Source organism: Ammonicoccus luteus (assembly GCF_050880385.1).
In the GTDB taxonomy this organism is placed as follows: Bacteria; Actinomycetota; Actinomycetes; order Propionibacteriales; family Propionibacteriaceae; genus Enemella.
The window spans coordinates 121,998-140,198 of the sequence record NZ_JBNZCI010000008.1; the positions used below are offsets into that span (position 1 = coordinate 121,998).

The 18,201-nt window shown below is 67.0% G+C and carries 5 protein-coding genes; 2 read left to right on the top strand and 3 right to left on the bottom strand.

The annotated features are described in order from the left end of the window. Positions 1-43: 43 nt before the first annotated feature. Positions 44-5,338 carry a PDDEXK-like endonuclease domain-containing protein gene (locus ACQ260_RS15715; RefSeq protein ID WP_432560411.1) on the bottom strand — a complete coding sequence of 1,765 codons (5,295 nt, stop codon included), beginning with the start codon at positions 5,336-5,338 and terminating at the stop codon, positions 44-46. 233 nt (positions 5,339-5,571) lie between these two features. Between ACQ260_RS15715 and ACQ260_RS15720 the strand changes: the two genes are divergently transcribed. Continuing rightward, positions 5,572-7,503: an ABC1 kinase family protein gene (locus ACQ260_RS15720; RefSeq protein ID WP_432560412.1), complete on the top strand. Its 1,932-nt coding sequence runs from the start codon at positions 5,572-5,574 to the stop codon at positions 7,501-7,503. A gap of 88 nt (positions 7,504-7,591) precedes the next feature. On the opposite strand, the gene ACQ260_RS15725 is transcribed toward ACQ260_RS15720, so the two are convergent. After that, a complete protein-coding gene (locus tag ACQ260_RS15725; RefSeq protein ID WP_432560413.1) occupies positions 7,592-9,772 on the bottom strand; it encodes a 3'-5' exonuclease in 2,181 nt (726 codons plus the stop codon). Between the two features lie 150 nt (positions 9,773-9,922). Here ACQ260_RS15725 and ACQ260_RS15730 point away from each other — a divergent pair, with 150 nt between their 5' ends. After that, positions 9,923-11,680 carry an ATP-binding protein gene (locus tag ACQ260_RS15730; protein ID WP_432560414.1) on the top strand — a complete coding sequence of 586 codons (1,758 nt, stop codon included), beginning with the start codon at positions 9,923-9,925 and terminating at the stop codon, positions 11,678-11,680. A 60-nt stretch (positions 11,681-11,740) separates the two neighbouring features. Here ACQ260_RS15730 and ACQ260_RS15735 read toward each other — a convergent pair whose 3' ends face one another. Continuing rightward, positions 11,741-18,199 (bottom strand): DEAD/DEAH box helicase, encoded by a 6,459-nt coding sequence (locus ACQ260_RS15735; protein ID WP_432560415.1) that lies wholly within the window; start codon positions 18,197-18,199, stop codon positions 11,741-11,743. Positions 18,200-18,201 lie beyond the last annotated feature (2 nt).

Genomic DNA, 18,201 nt, shown 5'->3' on the forward strand with positions numbered 1-18,201 from the left:
ACCCCGTCGACAGCACCGGTCCGCGAGCGGAGCCGGTCACCGCTTAGGCGAAGGGGTTCGTGCTGCGATTCATGAGGCCGATCGCAGGCTCCAAGACCTCGCGTGCCGTGGTGGTGAGTGCTGCGCGACCGAACAAGCGCAAAGTCAACCGCAGCAGTTGCTCCTGACCAACCGCCGGGTGCCTTTGTGCCACACCTGTCAATGCAAGAGCCAACTCCGCCGGCGGAACTTCATCAAGCCGACGCGGACCGAGCTCGCGCAGGATCGCAACCGGCTGCCCTGGCAACCTGAACGTGCGGAACTTGATCCCCGACCGGCGGAATGGATCATCCCCGAGCAGCAATCCACGACGTTCAGCCTTGGCTACGACTGCGTTGAGCCGCTTGGCAATGAGTTTGCCCACCCGTTGCCCGCCGGAAGCGACCGCATAGGCCGACAGGAGACGGCTGCCCAGCAGGGGCCCTTCTGCTTCAGCGATCTGCAAGAGCCCGATGATTATTTCGTCGTCAGTAGCTGTGCTGACTGGTGCCGTCACTCCGTCGAAAACCTGATAGCGGTCGAGGACGATGCCATCCGCCACCTCCGGATCAGCCATGCTGCCGGCAGAGGCAGAGGCGGAGGCGGAGGCGCGTAGCGGCGCACGGAAGCTGTCCGGGGAGGGGGCAGACCCCGGCGAAGAGTTCCCGGGGTCTTGAGCCTGACCCGGTGCCGGGGCTTGGCGCAGGATCGTTCCGACGGACGGGGTTGTTGCGCGTCCGTCGTCCTCTTCGTTCTTCGCCGCTGTGTTTTCCGCGGCCTCGGCTCGCTCAGGCTCCCCAACTCCCACGAGCTGCTCGGATTCCTCGACGCGCGACGATTCCTCGACGTCTCCGGCTGCCGCGACCATCGGTTCGTCGATGTCGGCGGGTTCATCGAGGTCGGCGTCCAAGACGTCTTGCTCGTCGTTGATCGGACGAATATCCATCTCTTCGAGCAGTTCCCAGAGTGGTGCCAGCGCGGCAGCCTCATCGATATAGAACGCCGACTCGCGCATGCGGAAGAAGGTCCATTGACAGCGCTCGAGTTCACGCTGGGCAGCAAGGTCCTTCTCGTACGACTCCCGACCCCGCCATGCGTCCCCATCGCATTCGACGGCCAACCGGGCACGCGTCCCGACCACCACGAGGTCCACCCGATGGCCGAGCGCTTCCACCTGAGGGAGCACTCTGAAACCACGTTCGACGATGCGGTTGAAGACGGCCTGTTCGAACTGTGATTCAAACGGTTCCACCCGATAGTCCTCCGGCACGACCGCCATCGCGTCCGTCGGCGCGAGTTCGCGGCCGTGTGACACGATCCCGTACGCGTAGTCGAGCAGATGGTGGCGCATGTCTTCGCTGTTGTGGAGGTCGCTGAGCGCGATGCTGTGGAACAGGCGGACTTGGTCCTTGGCACGACTGACAGCGACGTTGAAGCGCTGGACATACATCTCCGCGGAAAGGGTCGCCATGCGCTGGCCTTCTTCGCGAGAGGACACCATGGAGAGGAAGACGACATCCCGCTCCGAGCCCTGGAAGTCGGGCGCGGTTCCGACGCGCAAGTCGCGCCGAGCCCACTCGTCTGCCGGAACTTCGTCCAGCAGCAGACTCTCGATGTGCTGGGCTTGGTGGGGACCCACCAGCGAGATCACCGCCATCGTCCGGCCGTCGAAGGCCGGGTTTTCGAGGCAGTTCTTCAGGTCGTCCACCAGGGCTCTGGCCTCAGCCCGATTGATCTTCCCACTGCGCCCTTCCTCGACGCCGGCGGCAACGTGGCTCACGACGAATGGTTCCAGCCGCTGAGCGCCGAACTGGCGCACCGGAATCAGATTGATCCCGTGTGGTTCATAGGCGATGCGATTGGAGAAGCCGATGATTTCCGGCACACACCTCCGGTGCTCGACGAGCGTCAACTCACCGCCATAACGCATTTGGGCTTCATCGAACAGTGAACGCTTGGGGTCCTGCCAGGTTGCGCGATAGCGGTCGCCGCTGAGGTATTGCGCGCCCAAGTCTCGCAGCTGCTGCTCGTCCACGCCCACGGCTGCGGGGGAGACCTGCTTGTCGTCACCGATGACCACAATCTTCGGTGCCAGGTATTGCAGGAACGTAGCTTCCAAGCCAGCCTGCGACGCCTCATCCACTACCACCACGTCGAACATGTTCTCTTCGACCTGGAACTGCTCAGCCACGCGGTAAATGGGCATGATCCAGACTGGGACGGCCGGTCGACACCGGTCCATCGCGCGACGGATCTCGGCGCGGCGCTGGGGAGCGTACTTGCCCGTGCCCTTCCCCAAGCGCGTCACCAGCTGCGAATAGTTGCGCAGGTCAGCCTTCCGGCCCTGCGTCAGGCGACCGGTCCCGACCGCGTGATCCCATGCGCGCTCAGCGGCGATCAACTCTGCGCTGTCGCGAAGGTGCTGATCGAGCACTGCGATCTTGGCTTGGATCGCGTTCGCGTCCACCTGCTCCTGGGCCAGCACCCACGCGCCAACGCTGCCCCAGCGAAATGCCGCGGCGAGGGCGCTGAGGCGAGTCAGCCACCCGTCGTCGCCGGCCGTCGCTTGGACCGCCCCGGCCAGGTTCGGGGCTGCCGTGCTGATGCGTGTCGTGAGGTCCTCGCGACGGTCGAGTTTGAGGCTGACGATCTCCAGTCGCAGGATTCGTTGGTGAGCCCTCGCGTACGCCTCGATGTCCCGATGCCGGACTGCCTCGTGCAGTTCCCTGACGGCGCCGACTGTGTCATCCCACTCGACGACGGCGTCCAGCTGTTCTCTCAGCTGTTCCAGTGGTTGCTGGGTCGTCAGCATGTGCTCGAACGCATCGGCTGTGTCGATCCCTGTCACCAGAGCTTGGACGCTTGCCGAGTCGGTCCAGTCGGGGCGGGGGACACCCAGCTCTTGGAGGTGCTTATCCACGGTGAGCAGGACATGGTGAAGCTTCAGGATGCGATCCAACTGAGCGAGTTGACCTCGATGCCAATCGACTCGCTCGCGCGGGGTGTCCTCCATGGGGATGATGACGTGCGCGGGCCACAGGCGGTCCAGCTGGTGGAGGAGAGCGGAAGCGTCCCGATAGTTCACGATCAGCGCGAAGGCCTCTGCTGTCGACGGAGGCAGGCCATTGACCTTGGTTTCCTCGAAGACGGAGCGGCATTCCTTGATCACGGACTTGGTGAAGGTCCCGATCTTCACCGAGCCATCCGAGTTGGTCTTGAGGACTCCGCCGCCCGAAACGAAGTCCAGCATTGTCGAAGCCAGCTGACGCAGCCGATCCTGGTCGCCGAGAATCTCGACGCGGGCTCTCAGCGGGATCCGGGTGAGGATCTCTTCGACTTCGTCGATGCCCTTGCGAAGTGCTTCGGCTCTGCCGAACCACACCTCGGCACCACCGGCGAGCACGTCTGCGTGCGCTTCGGGCGCCCAGTCACCGGGTGTGTGGCCAACGTGCTCGATTTCGTCGCGCGCCTCCACGAGTCGGTCCCGAAGTTGGTGGCGCCGTTGAGGGGACAGAGCGCGCAAGCTGGGCTCATTGGGCTGTCCCGCGTAGTTGGCAGCCCGGTCCATCGCGTTCGATTCGAGGCGTACGGCATCTGCGAAGGCCTGGGGCGCCGGAACGGACGAGCTCGCTATCCTTCGACGAAGGCTGTCATCCGCGTCGTCGACCAGAGAGTGGTCGCGCAGCAGCTCCAGCCATTCGATCGCCTCAGGGTCTGTGACGGGGGCTGTCGAGTCTGCACGGAAATCCACCAAGTGCGCGATCCATCCATGGTCCTGCGCTTCGTCCCGGTATCGCTGGGCGATCGACGACAGCGTGCCCGTGTAATCGCGGTGCGCGCGGTTGGAAACGTCAGCCTCCCGAGCGTCCAACAACTGGTGGTTCAGTGCACGGCGTTCCGCCCCCAGCTGAGCTACCTTCTCGAGAGTCTCATCAATGCGCTTGGCCGGCTCCCCCGAACGGTGCTCGCCCGCTCGGCGAGCGATGGTGTCGACCGCCGTGCGGAGGTCGGCCAAGTCGTCTCTGCTGGCGCCGAGGACTGAGACCGCGAGTGGCCTGATTTTCTCCGGCAGCTTGAGTCGCACCTCATGGAGCGCGCGGTCGGTGTGCGCCGTGACCAGGATCCGCTGACCTTGCGCGAGCAAATGGGACAGAAGTGCGGCAGCCGTATGGGTCTTGCCCGTCCCCGGTGGTCCCTGAACCAGAGTTTGGGCGTGGGTGTCGACTTGGTTGAGGATTCTGCGCTGGACATCGTTCAAGGGCAGCGGTGAGATGACCTCGTCGTCGACGCTCAGCAACGCGCCAGGGGTGGTGTTCTCCGTGACCGGCGGAAGCCGGTCCGGGTCGATCAGGGGGAGGATGCCCGCCGGAGCGACCCCGCTGTCCGAGATCTGTCGTGTGATCGAGTCGAGAACGTTGACCAGGCCGCGCTGGGTTCGTGGGCGGAGAATGAGCGCAGGGGCCCAGGACACGACCGGATGTGCTGTCGCTGGAGGGGGAGTGGCGTTCGCGTCCCATCGTCCTTGGTGGTGGAGACGGGTCGCTGCAGTGTTGCCCAAGACGCCGACGGTGTCAGGGGCGAGCGGACTCAGGTCAATCTCGTGGGCGGCTTCTTCGATCTGCGGGATCATGCGCGGATCGGGCAGCAGTTTGGGGTCGAGCATGTCGAACTCTGCGGTCAATCCGATCGCTGCTTCGTCTATGTGGAATTCCAGACGGCCGGTGTTGTCATCGAGGATGGGTGTGACAGCGACCGTAAAGAGATGCCTGCGCACGCGCTCAAAGCCGGGAGCCGCCCAGGACAGCAGCCCAGTGCCGAGGACGAGTTCCAGCTCTTCGGTCTTTTGCGTGGCCTGGACGTAAACCTTGAACAGATCCCCATAAGCCCGGCGGACCGGATCGGTTTCCAGCCGCTTGGCCGCCCACGCGTCCCACGACGGAATCCAGGCATCAAAGGCGAGCTGGATCTCCGGCGGCCGCTCAGGGCCGTCCGGTCCTTCCTCCGGAGTCGGGTCGATCAGTTCCGGACGACTCTTTGGTTGGGTGCCGTCGTTGCTCAGCCAGGGAGCGAGCGAGCGCGGCACTCCCGGCGGTTCGGGCGCGATGAGACGGTCGATGCTCAGCAGAGGGAACTCGTCCCAGTTGCTGTCGACTCCCCAACGGATCGCGCTGTGGTCGGGCAGATCTCCGAGCCAATGGACCGAGCCGGCGGTTGTGTAGTCGCTGACGTCCCGCACCGCCCGTTGGCGCAGTTGCTGCGCCTTGGTCAGGAACGTGAACAGTCGAACGGCCTTCTCTGCCAAGGGGTCTTCGTTGGGCACGGTCCTACCTCGAGTTGTATCGGGACAGTCTGGGCAGCATATGCGCCTCGTTTTGTCAGGCCTGCCTCGGCCGACCGGTGGAAAGTCAGTGTTCGAAGAGAAACTTGGCTCGGACGTGGCCTACCGGTTTGCGGTGTTGCGGTCCTTTAGCTGCCACTGGCAGCACGCCAAGCGCCTTGCCTCGGGGGAACTTCCTGACAGACTGTCGGTAAACCGACTTCTGGAGGTGTCGCGTGCTTGTCCTGGCGTGGATCATCAACACGGCTCTGCTGGTCTTCCTGACGAGGCGGCTGCTGGGCGTACCCGTCGGGTGGGGTCGGGTGGTCATCGTCGCCGCCTTCGCCAACGCGCTGGGCAGCGACGCCGCCCTCGTCTATCTGGAGACTTTCCAGATCTCGCGCGACACCCCGACGTGGCCGGCCGTTGCGTTGAGCGTGGTGTTTCTCGGGTGCATCATCACCGCCCAGATGATCGTGCTCACGATTCTGGAGGCGATCATCCCGACGGAATCGGTGCCGACGTTCACGAGCGTGGTGACCGGCACTCCGCGTGGGATCCGCCGTTTCCGCCGCTATGCCGAGATCTGGTGGATTCTGACCCGGCGCGGACTGACGGCGTACCTCGGCCCCACCAAGAAGACTGACCTCGAGACCCCCCGCGTCGCACGGTCGCTGCGGCTGGCGTTGACCGACGCGGGCGTGACGTTCGTCAAGTTCGGTCAGGTGCTCGCCACCCGGGGCGATCTGCTGCCGCCGGCCTTCGTCGCCGAGTTGTCCCGTTTGCATTCGGAGGTGGCGGCGGAGCCGTGGGCGGAGGTACGCCCGGTCGTCGAGTCAGCGCTCGATCGACCGCTTGACGAGGTGTTCGACGAGCTGTCCGAAACTCCGATGGCCGCCGCCTCTGTCGCGCAGATCCATGCGGCTCGCCTCGCCGACGGCACCGACGTGGTGGTCAAGGTGCAGCGGCCCCGGGCCCGCAGCCAGGTGACCGCCGACCTCGACATACTCCTCCGGCTCGCGCAGCGCTTGGAGAGGCAGACCCTGTGGGGGCGCCAGATCGGTGCGGTCGCGCTCGCCGAGGGCTTTGGCCAATCGCTGCACGAGGAGCTCGACTATGGCGTCGAGCTGGGCAACATGCGCGCGGTCGCCGCGTCCAGTGATCTGATCGTGCCGAAGGCGTACGTGGGGCTGTCCACCGCCGAGGTCATCGTCATGGAGCGGATCGACGGGAAGCCGCTGTCCTCGGCGGCCGCCGAACTCGACGCCCTCCCGGCCGAGCGCCGCGCGGAGCTGGCCGAGGAGCTGCTCGGCGGCGTACTCCAACAGATCTTCGTCAGCGGCACCTTCCATGCCGACCTGCATCCCGGCAACGTCATCCTCACCGCCGACGGGCTTGCGCTGCTCGACTTCGGCTCGGTCGGGCGGCTCGATCGGCCGACGCGGACGGCGCTGGTGCTGTTGTTGTACGCCGTCGAGCGCCAGGATTCCATCGCGGCCACCGACGCGCTCCTCGATCTGCTCGACCGTCCCTCCGGCATCGACGACCGGAGCCTGGAGCACGATGTGAGCCGGCTTGTGATGCGGTACAGCGACGGGTTCGCCCCCGGTGGCAGCGCGGCGATGTTCGCGGAGTTGGTGCGGCTGGTGGTCGGTCATGGGTTGCGGATCCCGTCGCAGTTGGCCGCGGTGTTCCGGACGCTCAGCACGCTCGACGGCACGCTGCGGCTCATCGATCCCGACATCGATCTGGTCGACATCGCCCGGACCCGGGGCGCCGAGTTGGCCAAGCGGTTTGCGAGCATCAACGAGGTCAGGCAGCAGGCCAGCCACCAGGTCGCCACCTTGGTGCCGGTGCTGTCCCGGCTCCCGCGCCGGCTGTCGCGGATCAGCGAACAGCTCGAGGACGGCACGTTCGCGCTCAACATCCGCACGTTCGGGGATGTGCACGACCGCGACTGGGTTGCCGGGCTCGGCTATCAGTTCATCCTGACGATCCTCGGCAGCGTGCTGGGCATCGCCGGGGTCTTCCTGCTCACCCGTCAGGGCGGCGCGATGCTGTTGCCGACCGTGTCGATGTGGCAGTTCTTCGGGCTGACCTGCCTGTTCCTCGCCTTCACCCTTGGCGCACGCGTCCTGGCCAAGGTGTTCTTCCACGAGCAGAGGTGACCCGGCGAGCGGCAGGGGGCGCCAGCGTCCCAACCGAGCAGGCGCCAGCCCCCGGGGAACGAGTAGGGAGAGCTCGACCCCACGAAAACTAGTGGCTCGGTTGAGGCAGCAGGCTGCTCGCCTGTCCGCTCCAGCTGACCGCGAGCGCATCCCGCGCGCGGGTCGCCGCGACATAGAGAAGCGCACGCTCGCGCAGGATCGCCTCGGCGTGGGCTTCGGGATCGAATTCGTACGCCCGCTGGGCCTTCGGGATGCTCGCCTCGGAGATCCCGAAGAGCAGCACCCGGGAGAACTCCGTCCCCTTGGCGCGGTGCATCGTCATCACCACGGGCGTTCCCGCGGGAACGCGTTCGCGTTCCACCGCGCGTACTTTCACGCCCCGTTCGCCCAACGCCGTCGCCACGCGGTCACGCACCTGCTGGTCGCGGACGAGGATCGCGATGGTCTCCGGCTTCGCGTCCTCGGCGAGCCACGCTTTCACGACCTCGGCAGCTCGGTCCAGTTCGGCGGTCAGCGACGCGCTCTCCGCCAGCTCGGGCTCGGGGCCGCGCCGGGCCGACCGATAGCCCCCATGCTCCTCCACGCCCTCGTCGCCATCGACCCAGTCGCCGCCCTCGAGGATCTGCTGTGCCAGCCGGAGATTCTGCGCCGTGGTCCGATAGTTCAGCTTCAGCCGGCTCGACCGGCCCCGCACCTGCAACCCATAGTGCGACAGCACCAGCCGCGCGCCATAGATCCGCTGGTGCGCGTCCTCGGCGAGGAATACGTCGTTGGGGCCCTCGGCCGCCAGCGCCCGCACGAGCATCAGATGCGCCGGCCCGAGGTCTTGGGCCTCGTCGACCAGCACGTGGTCGAAAAGGGGCCCGGTCCGCTCCACGTGGGCGGCCGCGATCATGGCGGCCTCGACAAAGTCGAGCGCGCCATCCATGCGGGCATTCATCCGGTACGCCGACACGACCCGCCACACCGCCTGCCGCTGCAGCTTGCCCAACCTGACCCCGCGCCCAGGCCTGCGTACCCGCAGATAGGCCCGTTCCTCGGTGAGCCGGTTCGGCAGGATGACCGCGCCATATTCGGCCGCAAAGAACTCCGGCCGGCGCAGCTCATCGGGCAATTCGGAGCCGGCTGAGTCGATGGCGTCGCGCCAGGCTTGCTGGGACGTACGCCGGGCAATCTCCGCGCGCGCCTGCCCGAGCACGGTCGCGACATCCTCGGCAATCGCTGCGCCGGCCTGCTTCAACACGCGTGCGGCCAAGGCGTCGATCCCGACCACGCAGATGCCGGGCTGACCCGGTTGGTCGGTGATCGGCACGCCCGGATCCAGGAGTGACAGCTGTTCGGCGATTCCGTCGGCGAGGTTGGTGGTGAAAGTCGTCAGCAGCACTCGCCGCGATTCATCCGCCCGCCACAGCCGCCGCGCACGATGGACGAGGACGACGGTCTTGCCGGTGCCGGCACCACCCGCCAGGCGATAGGGCCCCTTGTAGTCCGCCGCCACCAGCCGACGCTGCGCAGGATGCAGCCAGATCCGCCAGGCACCGAAGTCGCCCGCCTCGATCGCCTGGCGGAGCTCGTCGTTGTTCTCGATATAGGTGAAGGTTGCCTGCGTATCCGGACTCCGCCGCACCGCCTCGATGATGCGGGTGTCCTCGTCCTCCTCGTCGGCCGTCGCCTCAGCGCCGGCCTTGAGCCGCTCAGCGATCTCCTCCAGCGGAATGCCCGTCAACAGGTCGAGCAGGACCATCCCCTGCCACTCGGGGTGCTGCGCGGCGGCATCCAGGAGACCGTCCTCGGTGGTCGCTTCCGCTGCGGCTTCCGCGAGGTCGGGATCGATTCCGAGTGCGGTGAGTTCGTTGCTGGTGTGCCCGAGTACGCGGACCTGGTCGCCTGTGGGCTTGGTCTCCCGGCGCGGTTCTGGCGTGGCAGAAAGGCGCGGCTCGGTCTCCCGGATCTCCGGGATCCCGTTGAGCGGGTTGATCGTGAGCGTCATCCGCTGGGCGAGGGCGGTGCCCTCGTCATGGGGGTACGCCCCGTAATAGATGTAGACCGGCGAACCGTTCTGGTCGAGCCGGAACAGCACGGCGCGGAAGTTGTCGTTGACCCGCCCGGTGCGGGCCCGGGGATCGGCCGAGTTGTTGATCGGCTCGATGTGCAGGCCGGGCAGAGCGTCGTCGGCGGTGAGCTTGTCGAGGAAGGCCATCTCGAGCTTGCGGATCGACGGGTCCGCGTTGCGGCCCCGCTTGGTCAGGATCACAGTCGACTCAGCCATGGGGACATTCTGTCCAAGCGGGCGAGTGGCAGTTAAGGAGCCCGCCACGCGGCAAAGTGGGACGCCACATCCCCGTAGGCGAGTTCGCCGCAGCTGGCGGCTCGCGGAGATCAGCTCTACAAAGCTCGTTTGTATATATACAATCCGGTTGTGGAGGAACAACCCCAGCTGGACAACACCACGTTCCATCCGGCCGCTGACGAGGTCGTTAACGAGTTGATCGATGCCGCGCGGCAGGATCACAGCGACAGCACGGATGTGGAGATCAAATCGGGATCTGGCGGCCTGCCTGAATCCCTCACAGCGACGTTGTCAGCCTTCGCTAACCGGCCCGGGGGCGGCGTGATCATTCTGGGGCTTGCCGAGGACAGAGGTTTCTCGGTCGTCCGATTGGGTGATCCCGCGGCGCTCGCGCGGGCGCTCGCTGACAGAGCGCGCAAGGCGTTGGACCCGCCGCTCACGCCCGAGATCGAGCTTGTCCAGTTCGAGGGGGTGACGCTGGTGGTTGCACGTGTACCGGAGCTGCCAGCCGCGTTGAAACCGTGCGTTGTCCGCCGGACAGGCGCCGCCTATGTGCGCGGGTTCGATGGTGATCATTCGATCTCAGATCAAGAGATCGAGGTCTTCCGCAGTGATCGTGGGCAGCCGACTTTCGACAGGCAGCCGGTCGAAGGCTCCAGCGCGGAAGACCTCGATTCCACACTGACCTCCTTGTTCGTCGCGGAAGTCCGCAACCAGCCGTCACGCCTGGCGACCATGTCTGACGAGGACATTCTCTTCCACAAGAACGTAATTGCGGCTGATCGCTCGCGACTGACCTTGGCTGGTCTCTATGCTCTCGGCAGCTATCCGCAACGGCTCCTGCCGTCGCTCCAGATCACGGCCAGTGTTGTGCCGACTGAAACCACCGACCCAAAGACCAGAAGTCAAGACATCGCCTACATCTCCGGCGCTCTTCCAGACATGTTGGATGCGGCGCTTCCGTGGATCCGGCGGAATACGTCGACACGTGTGGTGTTCGACGGCCAGGGACAAGGCCGATCGGTTGCCCAATACCCCGACGAAGCAGTGCGCGAACTCGTGGCAAATGCTCTGGTCCATCGAGATCTTGGACCCCATGTCCAGTCTGTCTCGGTCAACTTGAGGTTGGACAGCACGCAGATGGTTCTGACGAATCCAGGTGGGTTGTGGGGGATCACCGTCGAGCAGCTCGGCCGGACCGGGGGTGGCGTCTCGAGAAATCCGGTGCTGTACGAGATCTGCAAATTCCTGCGAACCAGGTCCGGTGCGCGTGTGATTGAGGGCATTGGATCGGGGATCGCGGCAGCTCGCCGTGCGTTGCTCGATGCCGGCATGACGCCACCCAAGTTCATCGACAGCGGTGTCCGCTTCACCGTCTTGGTTCCACGACACACACTTCTTGATCCGGCTGATCTTCAGTGGATTTCGGACCTTCCTGAGTCGCGTCAGCTGACTGACTCGCAGAAGCACGCCTTGGTCGTAATGCGCCGTGGCGGCGAATGGACCAACCACGGCTATCGAACTCAGTTCGCTCTCGATTCAGTTGAAGCGCGCCGGGAATTGCTCGGCTTGGTGCAGGCAGGCCTTGCTCTTGCTGAGGGCGATGGGAGGGGCCGTATTTACCGACTTGCGGACTCCCCTCCGCGGGCTCACTCCCAAGCGGCGAATCGATCTCTCCCTGCGTCTGCCGTGACTCGCAACGGCGAGGCAGTGCTGAGGGCTTTGGAAGCCGGAGCTGCGACGGTCGCTCAGCTTGAAGCACGGACCAAGCTCAGCAAGCGACAGATCACGTACGCGCTGGAGAAGTTGCGGGAGTCTGGTCACGTCGTTCTGATTGGCAATCCGGGCGACCGCGGCAGCCAATACCGTCTGTTCAGCGCGAATTGAGCGCAGCCAAACAGCAGTCCGCAGCGTTCTCCGCCAGCCAAACCTCGACGCTGTTCTCGGTCAACGTCCTTGCTGCTGGACCACGCCGGCGACCGCGGCCGGGTCGAGACCGATGAGCCGCCAACCCTCGGCGGCAAGATCAGTGACGTCCTCCTCGGCCGGGTCCTCCATGACCGCGACCTTCAGGTCGGTCCAGGCATAGTCGACGATCAGCCCGATCTCACCGAGTTCCGGGCCGATCTCGTCGGGAGCGGGCAGCCCGCGGTCGGCGAGTGCGCGCAGGAACGTGCGTTCGTCGTCGCCTGCGGCGTTGTCGTACGCCGGCCGCCACGGCTCCGGAATCTCGATCTCCACGGCAACCTCCACCGGAGGCGCCACCACGTCCACCCGCGTGGCCATGCCGAGCGTCGCGATCGTCAACGGCGCCTGCGACAGCTGCAGCGCATTCGACAGCCGCAGCCACTCGCGCCAGGACTCCTCGAAGCCCGGCGCACCAAGCGCCTTCGCGCCATCATCGAGCAGCACGCACAGCTCCAGCGCCGGCCCTGGACCGATCGCAGCAACACCCACGCCGAGAGCGCCCTTCGCGTACATCCCGCCGGGCCGGGGAGCCGCGACAACTGAGGTTCCCCCGCGCACGCGGCGGCGTACCTGATCCACCAACGGCTGATCCCCATCCACCGCGTCAGCCGACTGGAGGAACATCAATCCCAGCGCCTGCGCCAAGGCCTGCTGAGCATCCGGATCCGGGTCGGTCAGCCAGGACCGCAGGAACGCGAACGGCCCCCCGAGCACGGCGGGCATCATCACCGACGACTTCGGCGCGTGCTGCACCACATAGGCGGCCTTCTGGTCGTCCCACCACGCCGGCGGATTGGGCGTGACGCCTTCCTGATGCAACCGCACATCCTCGGCAGTCACGGCGAGCACCACATAGCCGGCATCGCGCAGGTTCGCGCGTTTCTCGGCGTCGTCGGCCAAGCGGTTGTGCGCGTGGCTGGCGTGCCACTGCCGCCCGTCGGGGAAGATCGCGACCCGGGGAATCGATTGATCCGAGCACTCCAGCACGAAGTCCGGCTTGGCGCCGGAGACGGTGAGCTGGGGAGAGAGGTACCAAGTCCGCCGCGACTTCCCGAGCGTGATCGTGAGCTGATTGCCCTGGGCCGTCGGGCGGGTGACGATCGTCCCGCCCAGCCCCTCGACCAAGTCCCGGAATTCCCGGTGGAACCGCTTCTCCAGGTGCGACCACGGATCGTCGGCGGGCGGTGTGTCCTTGGTGACCCGCCACAGCATCCCGGCGGTCGGGTCGTCGTGCTCGCCGAGGGTGAGCAGATCGCGCAGGTGCCGTTCGGCGGTCGCGCGCGAGACCTTGTTCGGCTCTCGTCCGGCGAACGGCAACAGGCAGCGGTGGCACGCCTGGCGCCCCTCGTCGGCGCAGGCGCAGTCGCGGACGAGGAGGTACGCACGAGTCAGCAGGTCCCAGACCTGTTCTGGGCGGGCCAGGTCAGCGAGATAGCCGGTGCCGCCGGGCACGGTGTCATGCAGCAGCAACGCCTTCCGGTTCTCGCCCCCGAGCACGGGATCGGGACAGGCCAGCACCCCGATGTGGTCCGGTGATCCGCCGAACGTCTCGCGCAGGCCCAGCAGGATCGCAGCCGTCAGCGACGGCAGCGCGAACTCGTCACCCAGCACGACCGACCACGGCAGCGGCAGCAGCACCCCCTGGGTGTGCAACGTCCGCGACAGCGCCAGCGTCTCGACATGCTTCTCGTCGGTGGCGTTGCGATGGGTGCACCACGGCCGATGCTCCTCGGGCCGGTTCTCGTGGGTGGCCCGGTCGCGGACGCCGCAGCCGCGGCAGATCCGGAACAGCGGCGCGGCGTACGTCTCGCCGGCCAGATCCCTGCTCGGCCCCGGCCCGCGCGGCCCGATGTTGAGCCAGCGGATCGTGAGCCGGCGGGCATATCGGGCCCCGAAGCCGAGCTGCTCCACGAACCACGACCCGGCCAGGTCGTCGGGCGCCACGTCCACCGCCGGCACCACCGTGAACCGCGCCCGCTTGCGGTCATCGGTCCGGTCCCCGATGTGCGCCTCGTCGCGCTGCAGTTGGGCGGAGACCCGGGTCAGCTCCACGACCCGCAACCGCTGATTCGCATCCGTCAGCGCGGTCCCGCCACATCGCGGGCACGCGGCCAGCTCGGGCTGCTCGTCCAGGCACTGCGCATAGCCGCACTCCGCGCACCACGCCCAGGTCCGCACGTCCGCGGCATCCCGGCCGACGTCGACGGCGTCGATGCCGATCTCGAACCCGCGCGAATAGAACGTCGCTCCGGGCGCGAACTCCTCCAGCGCCCGCGACGAGGGGCGGTCGAGCCGGGTGTGATCCTGCTTGTATCCATCGTCCTCCGGGTCGATCCAACTGATCGCCACATCGAGGGTCACCCGGTCATCGAGCAGCGTGTAGTTCGGCAGCAGCCCGTGCGCCTCCAGCGCCGCGATCCAGTACTCGGTGTTCGTGTCGGCGAGCTGCTTGCGGGTGCCTTTGATGGCGGCGAGTGCGGTGGAGTACGCCCGCTCGTCCGCCTTGCTCGCCGCCGGCGATTCGGCGCGCAGCTGCAGGTCGGGCAGCTCGGTCTGGATCGCGTCGATCCGGAACTGCAGGTCCTCCCGGTCGCGCTGCCAGCGCCCGGATGCGGCGTACGCCGTCGCGGCCAGCCCCGACGTCCCCACCCCGTTGGCCGGAGTCGCCCACGCCGTCAGCGCATCTCGGGCGGTCTCCTGCAGGCCCTCGAAACCGGCCAGGAACGCGGACAGCAACTCCTCCGCGTGACCGTCGGCGTACTCAATGAGATCTCCCAGCCACGTGCCCGGATCGGCGGAGCCCAGCACGCCGGGCGCCTTGCTGATCGAGAGTGCGCCGGGGCGGCGGGCGAGGCGGTCGACGATCGACGCGAGGTACTGCCGCTGCAAGATCTCCTCGGCCGACAGATAGGTCGCGGGTGGGCGGACCTCGCCGTTGATCACCGAGAGCGGGTCGCCGAGGCGGGGGAGGGTGTCGCCGCGGCCGGTGAGGTACGCGAGGTTGAGGCTGTTGCCGGTGCGGCGGCCGGCGCGGCCGATGCGCTGCAGATAGGACGCGACGGTGCGGGGGAGCGAGGCGAGCATGACCGTGGACAGGTCGCCGATATCGATGCCCATCTCCAGGGTCGGGGTGGCGACCAGGACGTTCGGGGCCGACGGGTCGGCGGAGGCGGCCTTGAACGCGTTCTCGTAGCCCACGCGGGTCTTGTCGTCGAGCATCGACGAGTGCTCGCGCGCGACGACGCGGCGCATGTCGGTGGCGCCATAGAGCCGGCGGTAGTAGTTGTCCTCCCCGGCCGCGCAGCGCAGCCGGCCGGGGCAGCGGTCGTGGGTGCAGGGGGCGCCGGCGAGCTGGTCGATGACGGTGACGGTGCCGGCGGTCTCGGCGTGGCAGGTGTCGCAGCGCAGCAGGTGCCGCGCGGCTTCGAGGTCGTCGAGCTGGGTGGGCTGGACGAGCACGTGCGCCGGCGGAATGGCATAGGCGGTGCCGGTCCGGGTGGGGAGTTCGCGCAGTACGCCGGCCCGCGCGAGTTGACCGAGCAGCAGCTTGCTGAGGGTCGCGCCCGCGGGCCGCGGGACGCCGAGCACCTTGGCGGCCCACCCGGCGTACCAGCCCTGGGTCGCGGTGACCTGGTCCATGAGGACCTCGGCGGACCGGTTGAGCGGTGGCCCGACGCGCGGAAACGTGGGCGCCGACCGGCCGGGCGGGAAGGCGGGCATGCCCTGCTTCTTGGGCCGGCCGCCCCAGATCCGCCAGCGGCTGCCGTCCTCCTCGAGGTATTTGTCGAGCCATTCATGCTGCATGGCGCCGGAACCGCGGAGGCGTTCGAGGACGCCGCGGGTCCAAGCGATCAAAGTGTCATCGCTGGGAGGTCCGTCGAGGGCGGAGACGTCGTTGTACGCCGCGGTCGCCGCGCGAAGCAGCACTGCCGGCCGGGCATCGACCTCGGCCACGACCGCGCCGGTCGCCTCGAGGGTGCGGCCGAAGCGGGACTGCAGCCCGAACTCGAGTTCCAGGTCGAACAGCAGGCGTCGCCTGACGTTGAGCTGCACCCAGTTGGGCGCGGCGGCGCGAGATCGCCAGAACGGCGCGAACGATTCCCGCTCGACGATGTCGGGCCCGAGCAGGCGGTATCGCGCGAACGGATCGTCCGCGTGCCGGAGAACCGTGTCGGCCAACTGCTCCAAGTTCATCGCCGTCGGCGTGTACGCCTCCTCGAATGACGGTTGAGCAGCGCCAAGAAACGATGGCTGCGGGTCGCCGAAAACCGATGGCTGAGGAGCTCCGAAGGAGCGTCTCGAAGCCTCGTCCCCGAACCCATCCCTAATCGCCGACCGCAGACTCAACGTATGCGACCGCGCCTCCACGAACCCTGCGCGATGCGCCGCATCCTGCACGGAGTCGGTGAACACGAGCGCCTTTTTGTCGGCGGGCGCCAGGTCGTCGCTGCCGAACAGGGCGGACAGCGAGACTGACAGCAGTGTGGCGATCGCGGAGCCGAGGAACCGGATCCCGTCGCGCTTGCCGCACGAGGGGCATTCGTCCTGCTGCGCGGCCTCTTCATCGTCGCGGCCATGGGTGAGCACGGGCAGGACCAGCCCGTTGAGATAGTCCTCGTCGTCGGCGTCCGGAGCGTTCCCGCGGATCTCGCGGGTCCGGGCGTCGAGCCAGCGGAGTCGGTCGAGTACGCCGGTCTCCGCTTCGGTCGGGGCATGGATGAGCGCCCGGAAGTATGGCTCGTTCATCGCGTGCTTGCGCCGGATGGCGGTGTCGTCGGGGTGGAGGCTCCAGCCGGTCGGTTCGAGCGTGACGCCCCAGCCGGAGCGGCCGCAGTGGCGGCAATAGATGGCCGGGAAGGCGGTGGCGTGCGGATCGTCGAGGGTGCCGTCGTCGGACCAGCGGTACGCCGGCGCGCTGCCTGCGTACCTGTCGATCCGAGTGAGCTCACGGACCCACAGGTGGACCTCGACCGATGGCAGTGCGCGGCCGAGACGGGTGCGGAGGTGGCTGAGAGCCGCGATGAGGACGGTGACAAAGCCGGTGGCGATGTCGCCGGCGTCGGGTCGGGGGAAGACGGTGTCGGCGAGGGTGTCGAGGGAGGCTGCCTCATGGGCGGCGTCGAGGAGGTTGGCGACCATCGGGTGGTGCGCGAGCAGGGCGATGGCATGCCGGTCGTCGTCCGGGGTGGCGTCGTCATAGAGCACGGCGAGGACCTGGCGTACCAGATCGTCAGGCTCGGGCTCGCGAGCGGTGAGGCGGCGGACCAGCTCGTCGGCATCGGGGAGTCCCACCGTGCGGGGTTGGGGGAGATCGAAGCCCTCCGTGATGTCGGCAGTCCACTCGTCTCGGGTCTGCCGGGTCTCGGTGATCACGGCCTCGGGCGGAAAGGGCGTCCCGAAAACCGTGGACGCGAAGCCGAGCATGGTCGCCGGGTCAGCACCGTCACCGAGGGTCGCTGAGGTTGCGACCGGGATGACATTCCCCAGCGGATAGGTGTCCGATGCCTGAGGAGCGCGGTCGTCGCGATTGTCCGATGCCTGAGGAGCGCGGTCGTCGCGATTGTCCGATGCCTGAGGAGCACGGTCGTCGCGATTGTCCGATGCCTGAGGAGCGAGGTACGAGCGTCTCGAAGGCTCGGACCGATGCTCCATCAGGGCGAGCCCGAGCCGCCGAATGAGCATCGCCACATCGGTGCCCTGGGCTCCGTCATAGGTGTGGAACTCGTCCAGGACCAGATAGGTCAGCGAATCAGCGGACGCCCGCCACAGGTTCTGGTCCTCCGGCCGCAGCAGGAGCTGGTCGAGCATCTTGTAGTTGGTGAGCAGGATGTCCGGTGGGGTGTCCCGGATGATCGCGCGGTCGGTGATGAGCCCGTCTTTGGTGACGGTCGTGCGGGCGGTGGTGGACTCGCCCGTGTAGATCGCTGCCGTCAGCGTCGACAGCCGCTCGTCGGTGGTGATCGCGTCCGCGATGCGCTGGGCCTGGTCGGACGCCAAGGCGTTCATCGGATACAGAATCAGCGCCTTCATCCCGGTAATCCCGAGCCGCCTGGCGCGCAGGCAGTGATCGAGAATCGGATGCGTGAACGCCTCGGTCTTGCCGGAACCCGTGCCCGTGGTAACAAGCGTCGGCTGGGGCTGCCGTAGCTCGGTGATTCCCTTGCTGCTCAAACGTTCGTACGCCCGGGCCTGGTGCCCGTAGGGGGTGAAATCCTCCGGATACCAATCGAGGTGGGTACGCCAGGCAGTGTCAGCCGGCGCGAAGGGAAGACGAAGCCGTGTGAAGGGGCCTTTGAAAATGCCGTCGGTTTGGTGATGCAGGAAGTCGGTCAGAGCGACCTGTGCCGGCTGGTCGGCGAGAGCGAACGTCGTGGTGAGGTAGTCGACCAGAGCCCGCTGCAGGTCGTGGGCCTGGAGGCTCGGCAACATCGCATTCATGA

Coding starts and splice junctions, on each gene's coding strand:
- ACQ260_RS15725 (WP_432560413.1), bottom strand. CDS start 9,772: ATGGCTGAGTCGACTGTGATCCTGACCAAGCGGGGCCGCAACGCGGAC.
- ACQ260_RS15735 (WP_432560415.1), bottom strand. CDS start 18,199: ATGAATGCGATGTTGCCGAGCCTCCAGGCCCACGACCTGCAGCGGGCT.